Genomic DNA, 19,446 nt, shown 5'->3' with positions numbered 1-19,446 from the left:
CCGTCCCTCGATGCATTAACGCGTTAGAGTGGCGGGCTTTTTCCATCATATCTTGTTCATATGCATCATACAATACATTAAGCCTTTGGCCAGCAAGTCATTACATCCCGGAAAAAGGAGGTTTTATGATGAATGTTTGGGTCGTGTTGTTGAATCTTCTGATGTTTATTGTTCTTATTGGTGTTTTAATTTATTTACAAAAAAGGAAGGTTTCGTTTTCTAAGAGGGTGTTCACTGCTCTTGGTCTCGGCATCGTATTTGGCTTCATCCTGCAGTGGTTGTATGATCCCGGTGATGAAAATTTACTTCAGTCGATCGAGTGGTATAATATCGTTGGCAGCGGCTATATAAAGCTTCTGCAAATGATTGTCATGCCTCTGGTTTTTATATCGATCATTTCTGCTTTTACTAAGCTGAAACAATCCCACAATCTGGGGAGGATTTCTGTGTTGATACTCGGCCTGCTGGTTGGAACGACGGCCGTTGCGGCGGCTGTAGGAATTGCGACGACTGCAGCATTTGATCTGGAAGCCATCCAGATCGAACAAGGTGACGCAGAATCGGCTAGAGGGGAACAGCTGGAAGAACGGGCTTCGGCCCTGGAAGGACAGAGCTACCCGCAGAAAATACTCGAACTGCTCCCTGCGAATCCGTTCTATGACTTTACAGGTCAGCGTGCTACGTCAACGATTGCAGTCGTCATATTTGCTGCTTTTATAGGAGTCGCTTATCTTGGAGCTCAAAGAAAAGATCCGGAAGCTGCTTCGTTTTTTAAAAGAATGGTCGATTCCGTCTATTCCGTTGTCATGAGAGTCGTCACATTGGTATTGAGGCTTACTCCATATGGGGTGTTGGCGATTATGGCAAAGACGGTGGCTTTAAGTGATTTCGATGCCATCACCAAGCTGGGTGAATTTGTAGTGGCTTCCTATATTGCATTGCTCATCATGTTTGTCATTCATCTGATTATGTTGACAATTTCAGGACTGAACCCTGTAACGTATGTGAAAAAAGTATTTCCCGTTTTAACGTTTGCTTTCACTTCGAGATCCAGTGCAGGTACCCTGCCGTTGAACATTCATACTCAGACGAAAAAGCTGGGCGTTTCAGATGGGATCGCCAACTTTTCTGGATCATTCGGACTGTCGATTGGCCAAAATGGATGTGCAGGAGTCTACCCTGCCATGCTTGCTGTCATGATTGCACCGACTGTCGGGATCAATCCATTGACTCCTTCGTTCATTTCGACCCTTATCCTGATAGTAGCCATATCCTCATTCGGAGTTGCGGGTGTCGGTGGAGGAGCCACTTTTGCCGCCATTCTCGTATTATCTGCCATGGACCTTCCCATCGCGCTTGCAGGTCTTCTGATATCTGTAGAACCGCTGATTGATATGGGGCGGACTGCTGTGAATGTCAGCGGGGCCATGACATCGGGATTAATTACGAGTAAAGTGACCGGGGAATTGGACACCGGTTTATATCACACATCTGAAATTGCCGAAGAGTGAGGAATTTTAAATGAAAGCGGGATTTTTGTGAGAATAGATTTTAATAATGCCATGGTTAAAGGGAATGCTACTTTTATATGCATTCCTTTTTTTTATTTCAACTTTTGTTCCCTGGTAAAAAATTTGGTTTCTGCTGATGTCTGCACAACATAACGTTTCAGGAATATTTACCATCAAGGAGGTTTTTCTCGTGTCTGTAAAATCAATATCAGTAAAAGAAATAGCACAAAAAGTCATAAAAAATGAAAAAGCGTTCATTCTTGATGTCCGAAAAAAGGGAGATTTTAATGATTGGAAAGTTGAAGGGAGATCTATTGAAGTTCTCAATACCCCCTATACTGAATTGGTGGACGGTATTGATCCTATTGTTGATCATTTACCAAAAGATGAACCAATCTATGTGATTTGTTCAAAAGGAAACTCTTCAAAAAAAGCAGCGGAACAAATTGCCGGACACGGCTATGATAATGTTTATTCCATTGAGGGCGGCATGCAAGCTTGGAGTGAACATTTAGAGCCGATCAAAGTCGGTGATTTAAAGAGTGGCGGCACGATTTATCAATTTGTACGAATAGGGAAAGGCTGTCTGTCCTACTTTATTGAATCTAATGGAGAAGCGGCTGTGGTGGATACAACCAGAATGACAGAAGTATTTGAAAACTTTGCAAATGAAAAAGGCCAGAAAATCAAAGCCCTGATTGATACCCATCTGCATGCGGATCATATTTCCGGAGGCAGAAAATTGGCCGAATCTTCCGGTGGTGAGTATTTTCTTCCTCCTAAGGATGCTGAGGAAGTGACATTTGACTTCACCCCGCTGGTAGAAGGGAATGACATCGAAATTGGCGATGCAGTGATTACCATCCATCCATTATATTCTCCTGGCCACACCATCGGCAGTACCTCCCTGATAATTGATGACTCTTATTTATTGACGGGCGACATCTTGTTTATCGACTCGATTGGACGTCCGGATCTTGCAGGTAAAGCCGGTGACTGGGCTGATGATCTGCGTAACACTTTGTATGAGAAATATAAGCCTTTAGACGCTGACTTAACCGTGCTTCCGGCCCATTTCATGACGATTAAGGAAATGAATGAAGACGGCAGCGTCGCTGAGAAGCTGGGGGTTTTGTACAAAGAAAATCATGGTTTGAACATCGAGTATGAAAGTGAGTTCAGGAAAGCAGTCAGTGAGGACCTTCCACCCCAGCCGAATGCATATCAGGAAATCAGGGAAACCAATATGGGTAAGATAACCCCTGATGATGACAAGCAGCGTGAAATGGAAATCGGTCCTAATAGGTGTGCAATCAAATAACAGGAAAGTAATCATGGTTAAAACACGAACAAAAACTTAAATTTTCATTAGAATGTATGGGGTTTTTCTTTACAACCACATACATACCCTTTATACTAACGGTAATCAACTAAACATTCACTCATATAATCGCGGGGATAAGGCCTGCAAGTTTCTACCGAATGACCGTAAATCGTTCGACTATGGGTGAGCGATGGATTACAGGGATATTTGTGTGGCTTTCTTTGCCTTTTTCACTATACCTAAAGATCATTGTTCACTCAGTCTATGAGTACGATGGTCTTTAGGTTTTTTTATTAGGATTATATCAGAAACGAGTCTGAAGGGAGCAGGAATAAATGGATTTATTAAAAAAGAAAATTCGTGAAGAGGGAGTCGTACTTTCGGATTCTGTCTTGAAAGTGGATTCGTTTTTAAACCATGGAGTAGATCCCCAATTGATGGATGCAATTGGCGAAGAATTCGCTGGAAGATACGGGGATGAATCGATTACAAAGGTATTGACCATTGAATCTTCGGGTATTGCTCCGGGACTGATGGCTGCACTTAAGCTTGGGGTTCCGATGATTTTTGCACGCAAACGCCAATCCCTTACACAGTCGGAAGGATTGATCACTTCAAAGGTGTATTCCTTCACGAAGAAGGAAGAGAATACAATTTCTGTATCAGGCAAATACATACATGAAGGTGATAGAGTTCTTATCATTGATGACTTTTTAGCAAATGGACAGGCTGCCTGGGGCCTAATCGACCTTGCAGAAAAAGCCGGTGCGGAGGTTGCCGGTGTTGGTATCGTCATAGAAAAATCCTTTCAGGATGGAGGGGGAAACCTCCGACAGAAAGGCTACCGGGTTGATTCATTGGCAGAAATCGAGTCTTTGGAAGCTGGGCGTATTAAATTTAAAGAAGATAAAGCAGCGGAGGCGAATCTATCATGAAAAACGTATCCTTGGGAATTCAACATGTATTGGCCATGTATGCAGGAGCTGTCATTGTTCCGTTAATCGTAGGAGGGGCATTGGGTCTGTCAGGGGAAGAGCTCACGTATCTTGTGTCGATTGATATCTTGATGTGCGGGATTGCAACGATTCTCCAAGTATGGAAAAACCGCTTCTTCGGTATCGGCCTTCCTGTCGTGCTGGGCTGTACCTTCACAGCCGTAGGTCCGATGATTGCCATCGGAGGTCAGTACGGCATATCAGCCATTTACGGCTCCATCCTTGTCTCTGGGGTGTTCGTGGTTCTTATCAGTAAGTACTTTGGCAAGATGGTTCGATTTTTTCCCCCTGTCGTTACGGGCTCGGTTGTGACCATCATCGGGATCACCCTGATTCCCGTGGCCATGAACAATATGGCTGGCGGTCAGGGCAGTGCAGATTTCGGTTCCTTGACGAATCTGTCATTGGCATTCGGTACACTTTTGATCATTTTAGTTCTTTACAAGTTCTTCACAGGATTCATCCGCTCAATTTCGATTTTGGCAGGTTTGGTGATCGGTACTGTCGCTGCATCCTTTATGGGGATGGTCGATGTCGGTGAAGTAGGAAGCGCTGCATGGTTCCATATGGCTCAGCCTTTTTACTTCGGGATGCCGACATTTGAACTTTCGGCCATATTGACGATGATTCTGGTGGCGATGGTAAGCCTAGTCGAATCAACAGGTGTGTACTTTGCCTTAGCAGATATATGTAAAAAAGAGGTAGCTGAAAAGGATTTGGCAAGAGGCTACCGGGCGGAAGGGTTGGCCATCGTCCTCGGCGGCATATTCAATGCTTTCCCTTATACCACCTATTCACAGAATGTTGGACTTATCCAGCTTTCGGGAGTAAAGAAAAATCACATCATTTATTTAACCGGATTCTTCCTTGTGATCCTCGGGCTTGTTCCCAAAATAGGGGCATTGACCACTATCATCCCGGCACCTGTTCTCGGCGGTGCAATGGTCGCCATGTTCGGAATGGTCATCGCGTATGGCATTAAGATGCTCAGTCATGTGGATTTCTCTTCCCAGGAAAACCTGCTGATCATTGCATGCTCAATCGGGATGGGATTAGGAGTCACAGCGGTTCCCGAACTATTTGCTCAAATGCCATCGGGCATCAGGATCCTGACGGATAATGGAATCGTGGCAGGGAGCCTGACAGCCATTGTCCTGAATGTATTTTTCAATACGGTCCGAAAAAGGGAGTCGCAAATTGTATTTAAAGAACAAAAGGCTTCGTAGAAACATTGTTGGGCTTGAGGCTGGGACAAAAGTTTTTTAGTCTAAGTAAAACCCGAACTAATTTGCTTTTCAGTAGGCGAATTAGTTCGGGTTTTTAGTTTTTTTTAATATGTAAAGTGATTTTAGCACTTTCCAGCGGTTGATTGGAGTGCAAGACGAAGACTCCTGCGGGAAGAGTAGCTTATGTGAGACCCCACAGGAGCGAACGCGACGAGGAGGCTCACGGGCTACCCGCGGAAAGCGAAGTCTTGCACGGAAATCATTAGCGGTATTAAGAGACTACACTGAAATTGTTCGTCTTTATATAGTGTTTTTTAGTTTTGTTTCATAGGAGAAAAGATGCGTTGTATAAATTATGGAAATGATCATTTCAACTAAGTATAAGGAATCAGAATGACCAAGAAAACAAAAATATGCAGGTAACCTAGAGTGTTATTCCACAACAACATAGTTCCAAATTACTCAATCCAAACAGAAGACATAAAATAAGTAAGTCTAATTTCCTGTATTATTAAAATCTAGGAATATATTCCTTTTTAATTGAAATGTTATTGAAATATTCTGAAATAATACCTATAATAGTGAGAAAATTTAAACTATTAATTCGTAAAGGAGGTGATATGTATATGAATATCTACATGTCAGTGGATATGGAAGGAATCACGGGTTTGGTTGATCATACTCATGTGGATTCGACGAAGCATAATTACGAACGAGGAAGAATCATCATGACAGAAGAAGCCAATGCTGTCATCCAGGCTTCTTTTGACAGCGGCTGCAGCAATGTGTTGGTCAATGACAGCCATTCTCAAATGAACAATCTGTTGATTGAAAAGCTGCACCCTGAAACGAAGTTGATATCTGGCGGCGTAAAGCCATTCTCTATGGTACAAGGGCTGGATGAGACGTTCCAAGGTGCTTTTTTTGTTGGCTATCATGCAAGGGCCTCGATGAAGGGTGTGATGTCGCATTCGATGATTTTCGGTGTCAGGCATATGTACATAAATGATACAGCCATAGGTGAAATGGGATTCAATGCATATGTTGCCGGGCATTATGGTGTCCCTGTCCTGCTTGTGGCTGGAGACGATCAAGCGGCCCTTGAAGCGGAGAGCCTCATACCGAACGTGACGACCGCTGTTGTAAAGGAAACAATCTCCCGCTCTGTTGCCAAAAGCTTGACCCCTGCTAAAGCACAAACATTATTAAAAGAAAAAACGGAACAAGCTCTTTTAAACCGCAAGAATGTAAAGCCGCTCGTACCGCCTGATAACCCGGTTCTCCGGATCGAGTTTGCCAACTATGGACAGGCAGAATGGGCGAGCATCATGCCCGGCACTGTCCTTGAGCCAGGCACAACGACTGTCCGTTTTCAGGCAAAAGATATATTAGAAGCTTACCGGGCGATGGTCGTGATGACCGAACTGGCGATGAAAACTACATTCTGTTAGAAAGTGTGAAAACTGATGGGTACATATTTGTTAAAAAGGCTTATGGCCATGGTCATCACATTGTGGCTGATTGTCACTCTTACCTTTTTCCTGATGCATGCCATTCCGGGGTCGCCATTCAACGAAGAGAGAAACACAAGTGAAATGGTTCAAAAAAATCTGGAAGCGCACTATCATCTTGATGAACCATTATTGGTTCAATACGCTCTTTATTTAAAATCACTCGTTACATTGGATTTCGGTCCTTCGATCACACAGCCTTCTCAAACCGTTAATGATTTATTAGGGAGAGGCTTCCCGATTTCCTTCGAATTAGGGATGATCACCCTGGTTATTGCTGTATTGTCAGGAATCATACTTGGTATATTGGCTGCCCTCCGGCATAACCGGATGATCGATTACATGGCAATGACCTTTGCGGTATTGGGGATTTCAATCCCTAACTTTGTCATGGCGACGATGTTAATTCAACAGGTGGCTGTAAACTGGCAAATCCTGCCGGTGGCCACATGGACAAGCTGGAAGCATATGATCCTTCCGACGCTTGCATTAGCCACCGGTCCGATGGCGATCATTGCTCGTTTGACACGTTCAAGCATGCTGGAGGTTCTTACACAGGACTATATCCGTACTGCCAGGGCTAAAGGTTTATCCCCCTTCAAGATTGTCATCAAGCATGCACTGCGTAATGCCCTGCTTCCGGTAGTGACCGTCCTGGGCACCCTGGCGGCCGGCATTCTGACGGGGACGTTCGTCATTGAACAAATCTTTGCCATCCCGGGGATGGGAAAATATTTTGTAGAGAGTATCAACCAGCGTGACTATCCGGTCATTATGGGAACGACCGTCTTCTATAGTGCATTCTTGATTGTCATGCTGTTCCTGGTTGATTTAGCATACGGCTTCCTGGACCCGCGCATCAAACTGCATAAGAAGGAGGCGAAATAATGGGGGCACCACAACATCAACATTCTAAGATGCCTGACGAAGCATTGGACGAATGGTTCATTCCAAAAAAGAAAAATAAGGAAGAAGCTGAAGCTGTTGTAAGGCCAAGCCTTTCCTACTGGCAGGATGCATGGATACGCCTTTTAAAGAATAAATTGGCGATGCTGGGATTCGTCTTCTTGATTCTGTTGATCTTCATGGCTGTCATTGGTCCTATCATCTCCCCGCACGATGTGACGAAACAGACACTGGCGAACCAGAACCTTCCGCCTTCGAGCCAGCACTGGTTCGGGACGGATGATTTAGGACGGGATGTGTTTACAAGGACTTGGTACGGCGCACGCATTTCTCTGTTTGTCGGTTTCATGGCCGCATTGATTGATTTTGTGATTGGTATCATCTATGGGGGAGTTGCCGGATACAAAGGCGGAAAAACGGATAACGTGATGATGCGTATCGTTGAAATTCTATACGGACTTCCTTACTTACTGGTTGTCATTTTATTGATGGTCGTGATGGGCCCCGGCTTGTCTACCATCATTGTGGCATTGACCGTGACAGGCTGGATCGGAATGGCGAGGATTGTACGCGGGCAGGTGCTTCAAATCAAGAATTATGAATTCATCCTGGCATCAAAAACGTTTGGAACAAAAACTGCCAGGATCATCCGGAAGAATCTGCTGCCGAATACGATGGGACCGATCATCGTCCAGATGACGCTGACGGTGCCCAGTGCCATTTTTGCAGAAGCATTCTTAAGCTTTCTCGGTCTGGGGATCCAGGCACCTTATGCAAGCTGGGGCGTTATGGCCAATGATGGATTATCTACGATTCTGTCAGGTTACTGGTGGCGTCTTTTCTTCCCGGCATTATTTATTTCGTTGACGATGTTTTCATTTAACGTGTTAGGTGACGGGCTTCAGGATGCTCTAGATCCTAAGCTGAGGAGGTAATCATCTATGAAAAACACTGTACTATCCGTTCATGATCTGCATGTATCCTTTGCTACATATGGAGGGGAAGTAAAGGCAGTCCGGGGAGTGAATGTTCAATTGCACAAAGGGGAAACTCTTGCCATCGTCGGGGAATCCGGGTGTGGAAAAAGCGTGACCTCTCAGAGCATCATGAGGCTCATTCCGAATCCTCCAGGAAGGATAACAGAGGGATCCATTCTATTTAAAGGACAGGACTTACTGAAGTTATCAGAAAAAGAGATGCGAAATGTGCGGGGAAAAGATATCTCCATGATTTTTCAGGATCCCATGACGGCCCTGAACCCAACTCTTACGATTGGGGAACAAATTATGGAGGGCATTTTGCAGCATGAGAATATTCCAAAGAAAGCAGCATCCAAGAAAGCCGTTGAGATGCTCAATCTGGTAGGAATTCCTCATCCCGAGGAACGTTTGAAACAGTATCCTCACCAGTTCAGCGGCGGGATGAGACAGCGTATCGTGATTGCGATGGCCCTCGTCTGTCAGCCGGATGTCCTGATAGCGGATGAACCGACCACTGCGCTGGACGTTACGATTCAAGCCCAAATTCTGGAGCTTTTCAAAGAAGTCCAGCGTAAAACTGGCGTTTCTATCATACTGATCACACACGACTTAGGTGTGGTGGCCCAGGTTGCAGACCGCATTGCGGTCATGTATGCCGGGAAAATCGTTGAAGAAGGTACAAGAAGAGAGATCTTTTATAAGCCTCAGCACCCTTATACACAAGGGCTGTTAAAATCGGTGCCGCGGCTGGATCTTGATGGAGCGGCTCTTACACCAATATCCGGATCACCGCCGGATTTATTTTCGCCTCCGGCAGGGTGCCCGTTCTCCGCCCGCTGCGATATGGCCATGGAAGTCTGCGACCGTGTCTATCCGGTTAAGACAACGCTATCCAATGACCATCACGTAGATTGCTGGCTTCAGGATCCGCGGGCAAAAGTGATGCTTTCAACTATCAGTTTAACTATACGCTGATAGAGTGATAGAAAAAAACAATGAGGGGGAGAAAGATGAAAAAGGTAGGATCGTTATGTTTAATGGGTTTACTTCTATTTGTATTGGCTGCATGTACTGCGACACAGGATGCCGGGAAAGAAGAAGGCAGCAAGGACAGTAAGGAAAGCAGGGAAAAGGTACTGCACTTAAACAATGGTGCTGAACCGACATCATTTGACCCGCCTATCGGATTTGATTCCTATTCATGGACAGCGTTAAACAATTTGATGGAAGGATTGACACGCTTGAACGCAGATCATGAGCCTGAAGGCGCCATGGCCGAGAAATGGGATGTCTCTGAAGATGGGAAAGTATACACATTCCATATCCGCGACAATGCTAAATGGTCTAACGGCGATGATGTAACCGCGGGTGATTTTGTATTCGCGTGGAAACGATTATTAAATCCGGAAACAGGGTCGCCGGCTGCCTTCCTTGGTTATTTCATCGAGGGCGGAGAAGCTTTCAATAATGGTGACGGCTCAGCAGATGAAGTGAAGGTCAAAGCTGTGGATGAGAAAACGTTTGAAGTGACGCTTACAAGCCCGCAAGCATACTTCTTGAGTGTCATTTCCAATCCCGCTTTCTTCCCGATCAATGAAAAAGTGGCAAAGGAAAACCCTGAATGGTTTGCAGAAGCGGATACGTTTGTAGCGAATGGAGCATTCAAATTAACAGAGTGGGAGCATGACAGCCACTTCGTGATGGAAAAGAATGAGCAGTATTGGGATGCAGACTCCGTTAAATTGGACAAGGTGAATTGGGCAATGGTCAATGATTCGAATACCGATTATCAATTGTATAAAACAGGTGAACTTGATACGTCAGATGTACCTGCTGACTTGAGTAAACAACTGTTCGAGGAAGGTAAAGTGAACGTTGAGGATCAGGCGGGTACCTATTTCTACCGTTTCAACTTGGAAAAAGAACCGTTCCAGAACAAAAACATCCGTAAAGCATTTGCCATGGCTGTCGATCAGCAGCAAATGGTCGACTTCGTAACGAAGAATAAAGAAAAGCCGGCATATGGTTTCGTATCAAGCGGATTCAATGATCCGTCCGGTAATGACTTCCGCGAAACAAGCGGTAACCTGGTAAAAACAAATATCGAAGAAGCAAAGTCACTGCTCGAAAAGGGATTGGAAGAAGAGGGTTATGACAAGCTTCCTGAAGTCACCTTGACCTACAGCACAAGTGATACTCACCAAAAAATCGCCGAAGCACTTCAACAAATGTTCAAAGAGAACCTGGGTGTGGATGTGAAATTAGCGAATATGGAATGGAATGTATTCCAGGATGAGCAAAAAGCTGGCAAGTTCCAACTATCACGAAGCTCTTTCCTTGCTGACTACGGGGATCCGATCAACTTCCTTGAAAACTTCCAGACGGGTCATTCCATGAACCGTACAGCCTGGAGCAATGCAGAGTATGATAATTTGATCAAGCAGGCGAAAAATGAAGCAGACGAAGCGAAACGCTTTGAATTAATGTATAAAGCAGAGAAGATTTTGATGGAAGATATGCCGATCATTCCTATTCACTTCTATAACTACGTATACTTACAAAACGAAGATGTTTCAGGGATCGTTCGCCATCCAGTCGGATACATGGAATTAAAATGGGCAGATAAAAAATAAGTTGAGTAAAAATGGAGTGGAGAGGGCTCTTTTTAAGAGTCTCCTCCCTCTTTTTCTAAATAAAGGGGTGAAGAATGATGACCATAAAAGCTACAAAGCTGAAGCAAGGAGATACAGTCGGGATCATTGCTCCGGCAAGTCCGCCTAAAAAAGAAGCACTGGAAAAAGCGATAACGTTTCTGGAAGGAATGGGGATTGTCGTGAAGGTTGGCTCTTCGGTTCACAACAAATATGGCTATTTAGCAGGGACGGATGAAGAGCGGGCAGAAGATATACATACTATGTTTTCGGATACAACTATCAATGGAATTATTTGTGCGTGCGGCGGATATGGGACAGGGCGGCTCGTGTCAAAGCTTGACTATGAGCTGATTGCAAGAAACCCAAAGATTTTTTGGGGATATAGTGATATTACTTTTCTACATACAGCCATTCACCAAAAAACCGGCCTCGTGACATTTCATGGACCAATGCTGAGCTCGGATGTCGGTTTACCGGATGTTCATGAGTTAACCAAGCAGTCTTTCGGGCAGCTTTTTGAATCAAAGGATGTTGAGTTTACTCATAAATCCGCTCCTCTTCACACTGTAATGGAGGGTAAAGCAAGCGGTCCGGTCATCGGAGGCAACCTGACACTATTAGTCAGTACACTGGGGACTGAATATGAAGTGGATACGAAAGGGAAAATCTTCTTCATAGAAGATATTGATGAAGAGCCGTATAAAGTTGACCGCATGCTGAACCAGTTAAAGATGGCGGGGAAATTCAAGGATGCAGAAGGAATCATCATAGGGGATTTCAAAAACTGCGGACCCCATAAAAGAAAAGAGTCCCTCACCTTGGATCAATTGTTCGATGAGTATATCAAGCCAGCGAATAAGCCGGCAATGAAAGGGTTCCTCATCGGCCACTCTTCTCCTTGTCTCGCCATACCGGTCGGCTCAATTGGCAGAATGAATACAGTAGAGAAAACACTCACCGTTGAAAGCGGCATAAAAGGGGAGGTTGAAGAGTCATGAATATCGTACAGCTGGAAACGTTCCGCGTATCAGTTCCATTGCACACACCATTCAAGACGGCTCTGCGAACAGTGCATACTGCTGAAGCAATCGGTGTCAGGATGGTTTGTGACAACGGGATCACAGGCTGGGGAGAAGCCCCTCCCACCTTGGTCATTACAGGTGACAGCCTAAAAAGTATCGAATCGGCCATCCTTGACGTCCTGAAGCCGGCCCTTGTGGGAAGATGTTTATTAAACCATGAATCTATTTTCCAGGATATTCATAAGATCCTGGTAGGAAATCACAGTGCAAAGGCCGCTGTCGATATGGCCGTCTATGACTGCCTGTCCCAGCATAGCAGACTCCCGCTCTATCAATATCTAGGCGGATACCGCAATACTTTGGAAACCGACTATACCGTCAGTGTGAACAGTCCTTCGGAAATGGCTGAAGATGCCTTGCTATACAGCATGATGGGCTTTAATGTTCTGAAGATAAAAGTGGGAAAGGATGAAATAGGGACAGACATCAAACGCATTCAGGCAATCCGGCAGGTTATCGGGGACTCGATCAAGATCCGCCTCGATGCAAATCAGGGTTGGGAAGCCAAAGCGGCTGTGCGCGCCATTCGAAAGATGGAAGACCTGGACCTGAATATCGAGTTGGTGGAGCAGCCCGTCCCAGCACATGACATAGAAGGATTGAAAAAAGTAACGGACAATGTCGATACGCCCATCATGGCCGATGAAAGTGTGTTTACCCCGCAGCAGGCATTTCAGGTCTTGAAAACACGAAGTGCAGATCTCATTAATATCAAATTGATGAAGGCAGGCGGAATCTATCAGGCACATAAAATCAACACTCTGGCTGAAATTTGCGGGGTGGAATGCATGGTGGGAAGCATGATCGAAACCCGCCTTGGTATAACGGCGGCTGCTCATTTCGCAGCAAGTAAAAAGAATATCACAAGGTTTGACTTTGATGCCCCGTTGATGCTTTCAGACGATATCATAGCAGGAGGTATTCAATATAAAGGCAGAACGATCACCATTCCCGACGCTCCTGGTCTAGGGGTTAAATCAGTACAAATTCATTAAAGTAAATGGAGGAATACATATGAAAATTAAAGCCGCAGTCAATGTACCGGTAGCAACGGTTTGGACATCACCTGAATCAGCACGCGGACTCGATGCAGCCGCAGTATCCAATCCAGTAAACATAAAAAAATGGCTCGATTCCTTAACACACGAAACTAGACTTGCCCTATGTGATGAGAACCGCATCCAGTCGCAGGCATTATTCGGGCAGGAAGTACTGGTGCTCGAAGAAAAAGAAGGCTGGTCTCATGTAATCGTCCTGGACCAGGCATCCTCAAAAGACGAGAGGGGATATCCAGGCTGGGTTCCTGCCGTCCAGCTCAGCAAAAAGGATACCCAGACGGAAACGGGTCCATTTGCCATTGTAACAAGCAAATTCGCTGATTTATTCACAGAAGAAGGGGAAAAAGAACTTGAGCTGAGTTTTTTAACCTCCCTGCCTATTGAGCGGGAAGACGGAAACAGAGTTATGGTTCGCACACCATTAGGACTACATTATCTTGAGCGTGAGAATGTATGTGTCTCCAGCGGAGCTGTTAAGGATGGAAGAGGCAATGGAGTGGATATCGTAAAATCAGGAGAAGCTTTCCTTGATCTCCCTTACTTATGGGGAGGCATGAGCAGTTATGGATTCGATTGTTCAGGATTTAGTTATTCAATGTGCAAAGCAAATGGATATGTGATCCCCCGGGACGCGGGCGACCAGGCAAAGAAAGGGGAAGATATAACGCTTGATGATTTAAAACCGGGTGACCTTCTATTCTTTGCTTATGAAGAAGGGAAGGGAAGCATTCACCATGTTGGCATTTATTACGGTGATGGCCAGATGATCCATTCGCCTAATACTGGTAAGACGATTGAAATCATCACACTCGAAGGGACCTATTATGAAAAGGAACTCTGTGCAGCAAGACGCTACTGGCAGGAGACGGGGGATGCATCGTGAATAGTCAAAAGCTTCTGGAAGTCAATAATCTGAAAAAATTTTTCACCCTTGATAAAGGGAAAGTGCTGAAGGCAGTGGACAACGTCTCTTTTGACATTTATAAAGGTGAAACCTTTGGACTCGTCGGGGAATCCGGTTGTGGAAAGTCCACTACCGGCCGGACCATCATCGGACTATACGAAGCAACAGAGGGAGAAGTATCCTATAGCGGGAAAAATGTCCACACTTTGACGGAAAAGGAGAAGCGGTCGTTTTACGGCAAGATGCAGATGATTTTCCAAGACCCTTACGCCTCGCTGAACCCCAGGTCGACCGTACGTGAAATCATCGCGGAACCAATGGAAGCCCATGGGTTATATAAGGATAAAAAAGATCGGATGGAGCGGATCTATCAACTTCTTGAAGATGTGGGACTTAATCGTGATCATGCGAACCGGTATCCTCATGAGTTCAGCGGCGGACAGAGACAGCGGATAGGAATTGCCCGTGCTCTTGCCCTGGACCCGGAATTCATCATTGCAGATGAACCCATTTCGGCACTCGATGTATCCGTACAGGCGCAAATCGTCAATTTGTTGAAAAAGCTTCAGGATGAAAAGGGATTGACATTCCTTTTTATCGCTCATGACCTTTCCATGGTTAAGCATATCAGCGACAGAATCGGCGTTATGTATCTCGGTCACATCGTCGAGTTGACTGACAGTAAAGAATTATATAAAAAGCCTCTCCATCCTTATTCGCAAGCCTTACTTTCAGCGATTCCGATTCCTGATCCGGATGTCGAGGATGCGCGTGAAAGGATGATCCTGAAGGGGGAAATCCCGAGCGCTATGAACCCTCCGAGCGGCTGTGTGTTTCGAACCAGGTGTCCTGCAGCGATGGAGGCCTGTGCGTCGATTGGGCCGAAATGGCATGAGGTGGAGGAAAATCACTATGTGGCATGTCATCTGTATGATAAAACGATACGAAAAGATCATGATGAAGTGGCAGCGACGAAATAATGGATGTGATCAAAGCTAAAGTGTTGGAGGAAAAGATTCAAAGAGTGATAGCTGAAGGCCAAGGCCGAGTCAGTCTAGCCATAGAGCTTTCCGAATGCTCCATAAAGCATAATAGCGAAGTGCCATTGTCAGCAGCCAGCTTAATCAAACTTCCGATTTTACTTGAAGGCTTTTATCAGATTCAAGATGGTAATCTTCATCCTGATGAGATCATCCCTGTTCCACAACCAGAAAAAGTGGGCGGAGCAGGGGTCCTCGACCTATTGTCACAGCATTCAAACGTGACGATTCACGATTTGCTCACGTTGATGATCATTGTATCCGATAACACGGCAACTAATCTTCTGATCGACCGTATAGGGATGATTGCGGTCAATGAAATGTGTAAACGACTTGGACTGAAAGAAACACAATTAAATCGTAAACTGATGGATTTAGATGCACTGCAATCAGGGGTCGATAATCAGATGTCTGCAAGGGATGCTCTTACCTGCTTAAAGGCCATTGATAAGGATGAAATGTTTCATGCAAACAGCCGTGAGTCAATGCTGAAGATGCTTCATAACCAGCAATTTAATCAAAAGCTGCCGGCAAAAATTAACCGAGATCATATCTATGTTGCAAATAAAACAGGTGAGCTGCCGGGCGTTGAGCATGACTGCGCGATTTTACGGTATAAGGAACATACAGTCTATGCTTCGGTTTTGATTGTAGGACTGAAAGATATCCACCAGGGAAGGGAAATGATCATCAAAATCGGGGAGTATCTAAACGAGTATATAGTCAATGAATACGTACTTCTTTAAAAAGAGTGCCTGAAAAATCGTTAATTTTCAAACAGATAAGGAAGCGGCTATAAAAAGGAACTAATGTTCTGACATTGGGGAAATGGCAATTAGAGTAGTTAACGGATAAATGTCTAATAATAAAGGAGGACCCTTTCTGGTTATAAAAAGGATCCTCCTTTTAAAATCTTGTTAGATTAAACACCGTGTTGCTGCAAAAGGTGAGAGGTTACCACTTCTTTTTAATGGATTCCTTCACGCTTCCGTAATTTTCTTGAACCTTTCCTTTATCTTTATCACGTTCTCCTTCTGCAATCTTTTGATCATCCATCGTAAGTTTACCCCAGGTTTTCTTTAAATCTCCCTCTGTTTGCTTACGTTTACCTTTCATTTGATCTTTATTTTCCTTCATATTATCAACCTCACTGTTAGAATTTTATCTTTATTAGTCTATATCCCTGAATCAAAGAGAATAAACAAAAAATCAATCAGAAAGATATACCAATTACTGATATCAGTTTTAAACTTTCTATAAATAAATAATTGTAAATAAGGAAAACTACATATAAAGGAGCGGGTGAACATGAGTAATGCAATGAACAATATGCCTTTTGGAGATCTAACTGTGAATGAGGTTTCTAATCTTTGGTCTTCATACTTAAAGAACAGTATGGATCGAAGGCTCTTTGAGTATTTGCATGTAAGCACGGAAAATAATGAGATAAAGCAAGTGATAGGAAAGATGTTAAATCAATCTAAAGAAAATATAAAAGAACTTGAAGAGATTTTTATCCAAGAGAATCTAACCATTCCTCTTGGGTTTACCGATAAGGACGTAAATGTTAATGCTCCCAAAGTGTTTTCAGACACATTTATATTGTATATCTGTTTTGATACAACACATCTTTCTATGAGTACATATCCATCTGCCTTATCAGACTGTACCAAAAAGAAGATACGAGATCATTTCCAGAATAATATTGAGTTCACTGTGGAAGTTCAGAATAAGATTGTACAAATAATGTTATCACAAGGAGTATATTTGAGACCTCCACAAATAGAGATAGACAGTGAGGTGGAATTTGCTGATTCAATGATTTATCTCAATGGTTTTCTGGGTGCATCAAGACCTTTGAACACTGCTGAAATCGCCAACTTATCAAGAATTATCCATAGAGCACAGTTTTCAAAAATGGTATTTGTCACTTTTAGTAAATTTGCAAAAGAAAAAGAGGTAAAAAAACACTTTGGTAAAGGCAGAGATCAGATTGATAAAGTATTACATCAGCTTCAAGAAATAATGGATAAAGAAAATATTCCCGTATCAGCATCAGGGGACTATAAAATGTCCAATATTGGTATTTCTCCATTCTCTGATAAGTTAATGCTGTTTTTTGTGAATACTTGTCTGGGTATTTTCTGTTTTAACATGGTCAACCAAGCTATGACCTCCAGTTTAAGGACAGATATAATTCTTAAACTAGGCAGAATATCCGATGATATGAAGAAGTTTTACGGACAAGGTTTGCTGTTAGCAATAAAGGAGAAATGGTTTGAAGAACCTCCTCAAGCAGTAAGCAGAAAAGTCTAGCCAGAGGTAGATGCTCATCAACATCGGAAAATGCTTGAATGAATTCATGATGGAGGACTTAATAGGGGAAGTCTGCATTTGTTAGAGTAACGTATTTCTAAAACTCGATTACAAATTATAAAGGACGATTTCCTGCTTTTTTATAGAAGTAGGAAATCGTCCTTTATTGATGTGCAGTCGGGTCAAACACCATATTGAAGCTACCAACTTTTCTTTAAAGATTCTTTTACATCGCCAACCTTTTCTTGAATCTTACCTTTATCCTTTCTGCGTTCGCCTTCTGCAATTTGTTGATCATCCATTGTGAGTTTCCCCCAGGTTTTCTGTACATCTCCCTTAGTTTGCTTACGCTTTCCCTTTACTTGGTCTTTATTTTCCCGCATTTTAACAACCTCATTTCTGTAATAATGATTTCATTTATTCAATAGCCAGATATGATGATAATTAAACTAGAAGCTGCTTAAAATACTGATAGCAATTTATGTTAAATCATTTAAATTTTCACTGAAAGTGTTAAAAATTACAGTTAAGAACAAATGTTCGTATACTGTAATTAGTGATAAATAAGGTGGTGCTGGGTATGGTAAAGAAAAAATGCACCTTAGAAGCTCAAGAGATGGTAAAGTTATACGAAGAAGGCATGAGAACAGTGGCAATAGCAGAGATAGCCAATATTTGTCACGTTATGTAAACTTGGTTTTTCGTAAAAACAATGTAAAGAGAAGAGCAAAAGGCAGCTGGAAGCGTAAATATGAAGTAAACGAGCATTACTTTAAGAAATGGTCTAACAATATGGCTTATATTTTGGGTTTTTTTGCTGCAGATGGATGTGTTAATAAGATATAGAGATACTAGAAAAAATCAAAATAGAATTGCAGTCTAATCATCCACTTGTTCAAAATCCTGATACAGGAGTTTACACCTTGGGAATTCACAGTAAAATACTTAAAGATGATCTTATGACACTACATGGTATTCAACCCAATAAATCATTGAGCATTCAACTCCCAACAATACCAGACTCTTACTTAAACCACTTCATAAGAGGTTATTTTGATGGAGATGGGAGCATATACAAAAGCAGGAACTGTGTTTGTATAGTGAGTGGAAATAAGAGGGTGTACTTATTTAAAATTTTTACACTTTACATAATATAAATTCTAGGAACCTAAATAAAAATCCTGATTTCAGTCTCATATCATAAGTATACTATTAATATTGAGACAAAATTAAAAAATAAGCTTAATTAGCTGTTGGTTATTTCATTAATTTCGTTGATCAAAATCTGCTTGATCCACATTTCATTTTTTAATAAACAAATTTGAATTAATTTTTTCATTGATTAATCGCTTATTTCACACAAAGAATCAATCATAATTATTCAATCATTTTTCTTCCAATAAAAAAATATGAACGATCTTTCTGGATTCCTTGATTCCAGCTTTCCCGTCCATACTTGTCTTAGTTTACATAATTACTGTCGTTTACTTTTTCTTCAAATCAACCCTGATACTCGGATTGATTTTCAATAGCTCTTTGACAAATTCCTGCTTATCTTTCGGTGAAATTAATACTGTATTGCTCTGATTGTATGTGATTTTAAGGCGGTCCAATGATAATGCCGGGCTTGATAAAGGATTATTTGAAGCCTCGATTGCTCTGATCGTATGGATATGAATCTTGTATCTGATCGGTCCTGCTGCAACTTTAAGTTCTTCCCCATTTATTTCATAATAAGTTGCTGATATAAGCCAGATGATGATGGCCATTACAGGTACAGTAATAAATAATGAGCCTGCGTCGGATTCTTCTACCCCTGGTATATTATGAAGTAAACCCCAATCCAGGATTGATGTCAGCGATGATGCAGCCATGATAATCAACAGGATAATTAGTAAAGGAAACAACACTTTCCCCTTTTTAGAATAAAAGCGCATAT

At 42.9% G+C, this 19,446-nt stretch carries 20 protein-coding genes and 1 riboswitch; of the genes, 17 read left to right on the top strand and 3 right to left on the bottom strand.

The features are described 5' to 3' along the window. Positions 1-128 precede the first annotated feature (128 nt). From AAEO50_RS08115 to AAEO50_RS08045, 15 genes are all read left to right on the top strand, one after another. Entirely contained in the window at positions 129-1,511 is a 1,383-nt protein-coding gene (locus AAEO50_RS08115; protein ID WP_341982326.1) for an L-cystine transporter, read from the top strand. A 190-nt stretch (positions 1,512-1,701) separates the two neighbouring features. Beyond that, positions 1,702-2,832 carry an MBL fold metallo-hydrolase gene (locus AAEO50_RS08110; protein WP_341982324.1) on the top strand — a complete coding sequence of 377 codons (1,131 nt, stop codon included), beginning with the start codon at positions 1,702-1,704 and terminating at the stop codon, positions 2,830-2,832. 101 nt (positions 2,833-2,933) lie between these two features. Then, positions 2,934-3,035: riboswitch (purine riboswitch) on the top strand. Between the two features lie 135 nt (positions 3,036-3,170). Continuing rightward, the gene (locus AAEO50_RS08105; RefSeq protein ID WP_341982322.1) at positions 3,171-3,770 is read left to right on the top strand and encodes a xanthine phosphoribosyltransferase; all 600 of its coding nucleotides are present in this window, start codon (positions 3,171-3,173) and stop codon (positions 3,768-3,770) included. Then, positions 3,767-5,056 carry a nucleobase:cation symporter-2 family protein gene (locus AAEO50_RS08100; protein WP_341982320.1) on the top strand — a complete coding sequence of 430 codons (1,290 nt, stop codon included), beginning with the start codon at positions 3,767-3,769 and terminating at the stop codon, positions 5,054-5,056. Before AAEO50_RS08105 ends, AAEO50_RS08100 begins: the two co-directional genes overlap by 4 nt. A 139-nt stretch (positions 5,057-5,195) precedes the next feature. Next, on the top strand, positions 5,196-5,387 hold the full coding sequence (locus AAEO50_RS08095) for a hypothetical protein (protein WP_341982318.1): 192 nt from the start codon (positions 5,196-5,198) through the stop codon (positions 5,385-5,387). A gap of 295 nt (positions 5,388-5,682) precedes the next feature. Continuing rightward, on the top strand, positions 5,683-6,507 hold the full coding sequence (locus AAEO50_RS08090; RefSeq protein WP_341982316.1) for a M55 family metallopeptidase: 825 nt from the start codon (positions 5,683-5,685) through the stop codon (positions 6,505-6,507). 15 nt (positions 6,508-6,522) lie between these two features. Then, positions 6,523-7,455, top strand: a complete 933-nt coding sequence (locus AAEO50_RS08085) for an ABC transporter permease (protein ID WP_341982314.1) — start codon at positions 6,523-6,525, stop codon at positions 7,453-7,455. A gap of 29 nt (positions 7,456-7,484) precedes the next feature. Then, entirely contained in the window at positions 7,485-8,408 is a 924-nt protein-coding gene (locus AAEO50_RS08080) for an ABC transporter permease (protein ID WP_425383173.1), read from the top strand. 6 nt (positions 8,409-8,414) lie between these two features. Continuing rightward, positions 8,415-9,428: an ABC transporter ATP-binding protein gene (locus tag AAEO50_RS08075; protein ID WP_341982310.1), complete on the top strand. Its 1,014-nt coding sequence runs from the start codon at positions 8,415-8,417 to the stop codon at positions 9,426-9,428. A gap of 35 nt (positions 9,429-9,463) precedes the next feature. Further along, a complete protein-coding gene (locus AAEO50_RS08070; RefSeq protein ID WP_341982308.1) occupies positions 9,464-11,086 on the top strand; it encodes a peptide ABC transporter substrate-binding protein in 1,623 nt (540 codons plus the stop codon). Positions 11,087-11,163: 77 nt separating this feature from the next. Beyond that, complete coding sequence (locus tag AAEO50_RS08065; RefSeq protein WP_341982307.1) at positions 11,164-12,105, top strand: LD-carboxypeptidase; 942 nt, start codon at positions 11,164-11,166, stop codon at positions 12,103-12,105. Further along, the gene (locus AAEO50_RS08060; RefSeq protein ID WP_341982305.1) at positions 12,102-13,184 is read left to right on the top strand and encodes a dipeptide epimerase; all 1,083 of its coding nucleotides are present in this window, start codon (positions 12,102-12,104) and stop codon (positions 13,182-13,184) included. The genes AAEO50_RS08065 and AAEO50_RS08060 overlap by 4 nt, the downstream gene beginning before the upstream one ends. Positions 13,185-13,203: 19 nt before the next feature. After that, positions 13,204-14,130 (top strand): C40 family peptidase, encoded by a 927-nt coding sequence (locus AAEO50_RS08055; RefSeq protein WP_341982303.1) that lies wholly within the window; start codon positions 13,204-13,206, stop codon positions 14,128-14,130. Further along, positions 14,127-15,131, top strand: coding sequence for an oligopeptide/dipeptide ABC transporter ATP-binding protein (locus AAEO50_RS08050; RefSeq protein WP_341982301.1), 1,005 nt, complete (start codon positions 14,127-14,129; stop codon positions 15,129-15,131). Before AAEO50_RS08055 ends, AAEO50_RS08050 begins: the two co-directional genes overlap by 4 nt. After that, complete coding sequence (locus AAEO50_RS08045; RefSeq protein WP_341982299.1) at positions 15,131-15,937, top strand: serine hydrolase; 807 nt, start codon at positions 15,131-15,133, stop codon at positions 15,935-15,937. Before AAEO50_RS08050 ends, AAEO50_RS08045 begins: the two co-directional genes overlap by 1 nt. A gap of 208 nt (positions 15,938-16,145) precedes the next feature. Here the strand turns inward: AAEO50_RS08045 and AAEO50_RS08040 are convergent, their stop codons facing one another. Next, positions 16,146-16,328, bottom strand: coding sequence for a CsbD family protein (locus AAEO50_RS08040; protein ID WP_341982296.1), 183 nt, complete (start codon positions 16,326-16,328; stop codon positions 16,146-16,148). A gap of 171 nt (positions 16,329-16,499) precedes the next feature. Here AAEO50_RS08040 and AAEO50_RS08035 point away from each other — a divergent pair, with 171 nt between their 5' ends. Continuing rightward, positions 16,500-17,507: a DUF3231 family protein gene (locus tag AAEO50_RS08035; protein WP_341982293.1), complete on the top strand. Its 1,008-nt coding sequence runs from the start codon at positions 16,500-16,502 to the stop codon at positions 17,505-17,507. 200 nt (positions 17,508-17,707) lie between these two features. On the opposite strand, the gene AAEO50_RS08030 is transcribed toward AAEO50_RS08035, so the two are convergent. After that, positions 17,708-17,890, bottom strand: a complete 183-nt coding sequence (locus AAEO50_RS08030; RefSeq protein ID WP_341982291.1) for a CsbD family protein — start codon at positions 17,888-17,890, stop codon at positions 17,708-17,710. 576 nt (positions 17,891-18,466) lie between these two features. Here AAEO50_RS08030 and AAEO50_RS08025 point away from each other — a divergent pair. Then, a complete protein-coding gene (locus tag AAEO50_RS08025; protein ID WP_341982417.1) occupies positions 18,467-18,664 on the top strand; it encodes an LAGLIDADG family homing endonuclease in 198 nt (65 codons plus the stop codon). Positions 18,665-18,991: 327 nt separating this feature from the next. Here AAEO50_RS08025 and AAEO50_RS08020 read toward each other — a convergent pair whose 3' ends face one another. After that, positions 18,992-19,444: a PH domain-containing protein gene (locus AAEO50_RS08020; RefSeq protein ID WP_341982289.1), complete on the bottom strand. Its 453-nt coding sequence runs from the start codon at positions 19,442-19,444 to the stop codon at positions 18,992-18,994. Positions 19,445-19,446: the final 2 nt, after the last annotated feature.

Source organism: Rossellomorea oryzaecorticis (assembly GCF_038405515.1).
GTDB classification, from domain to species: Bacteria; Bacillota; Bacilli; order Bacillales; family Bacillaceae_B; genus Rossellomorea; species Rossellomorea oryzaecorticis_A.
The sequence above is the reverse complement of the archived record's forward strand: the minus strand, read 5'-3'. Positions and strand labels throughout refer to the sequence as shown.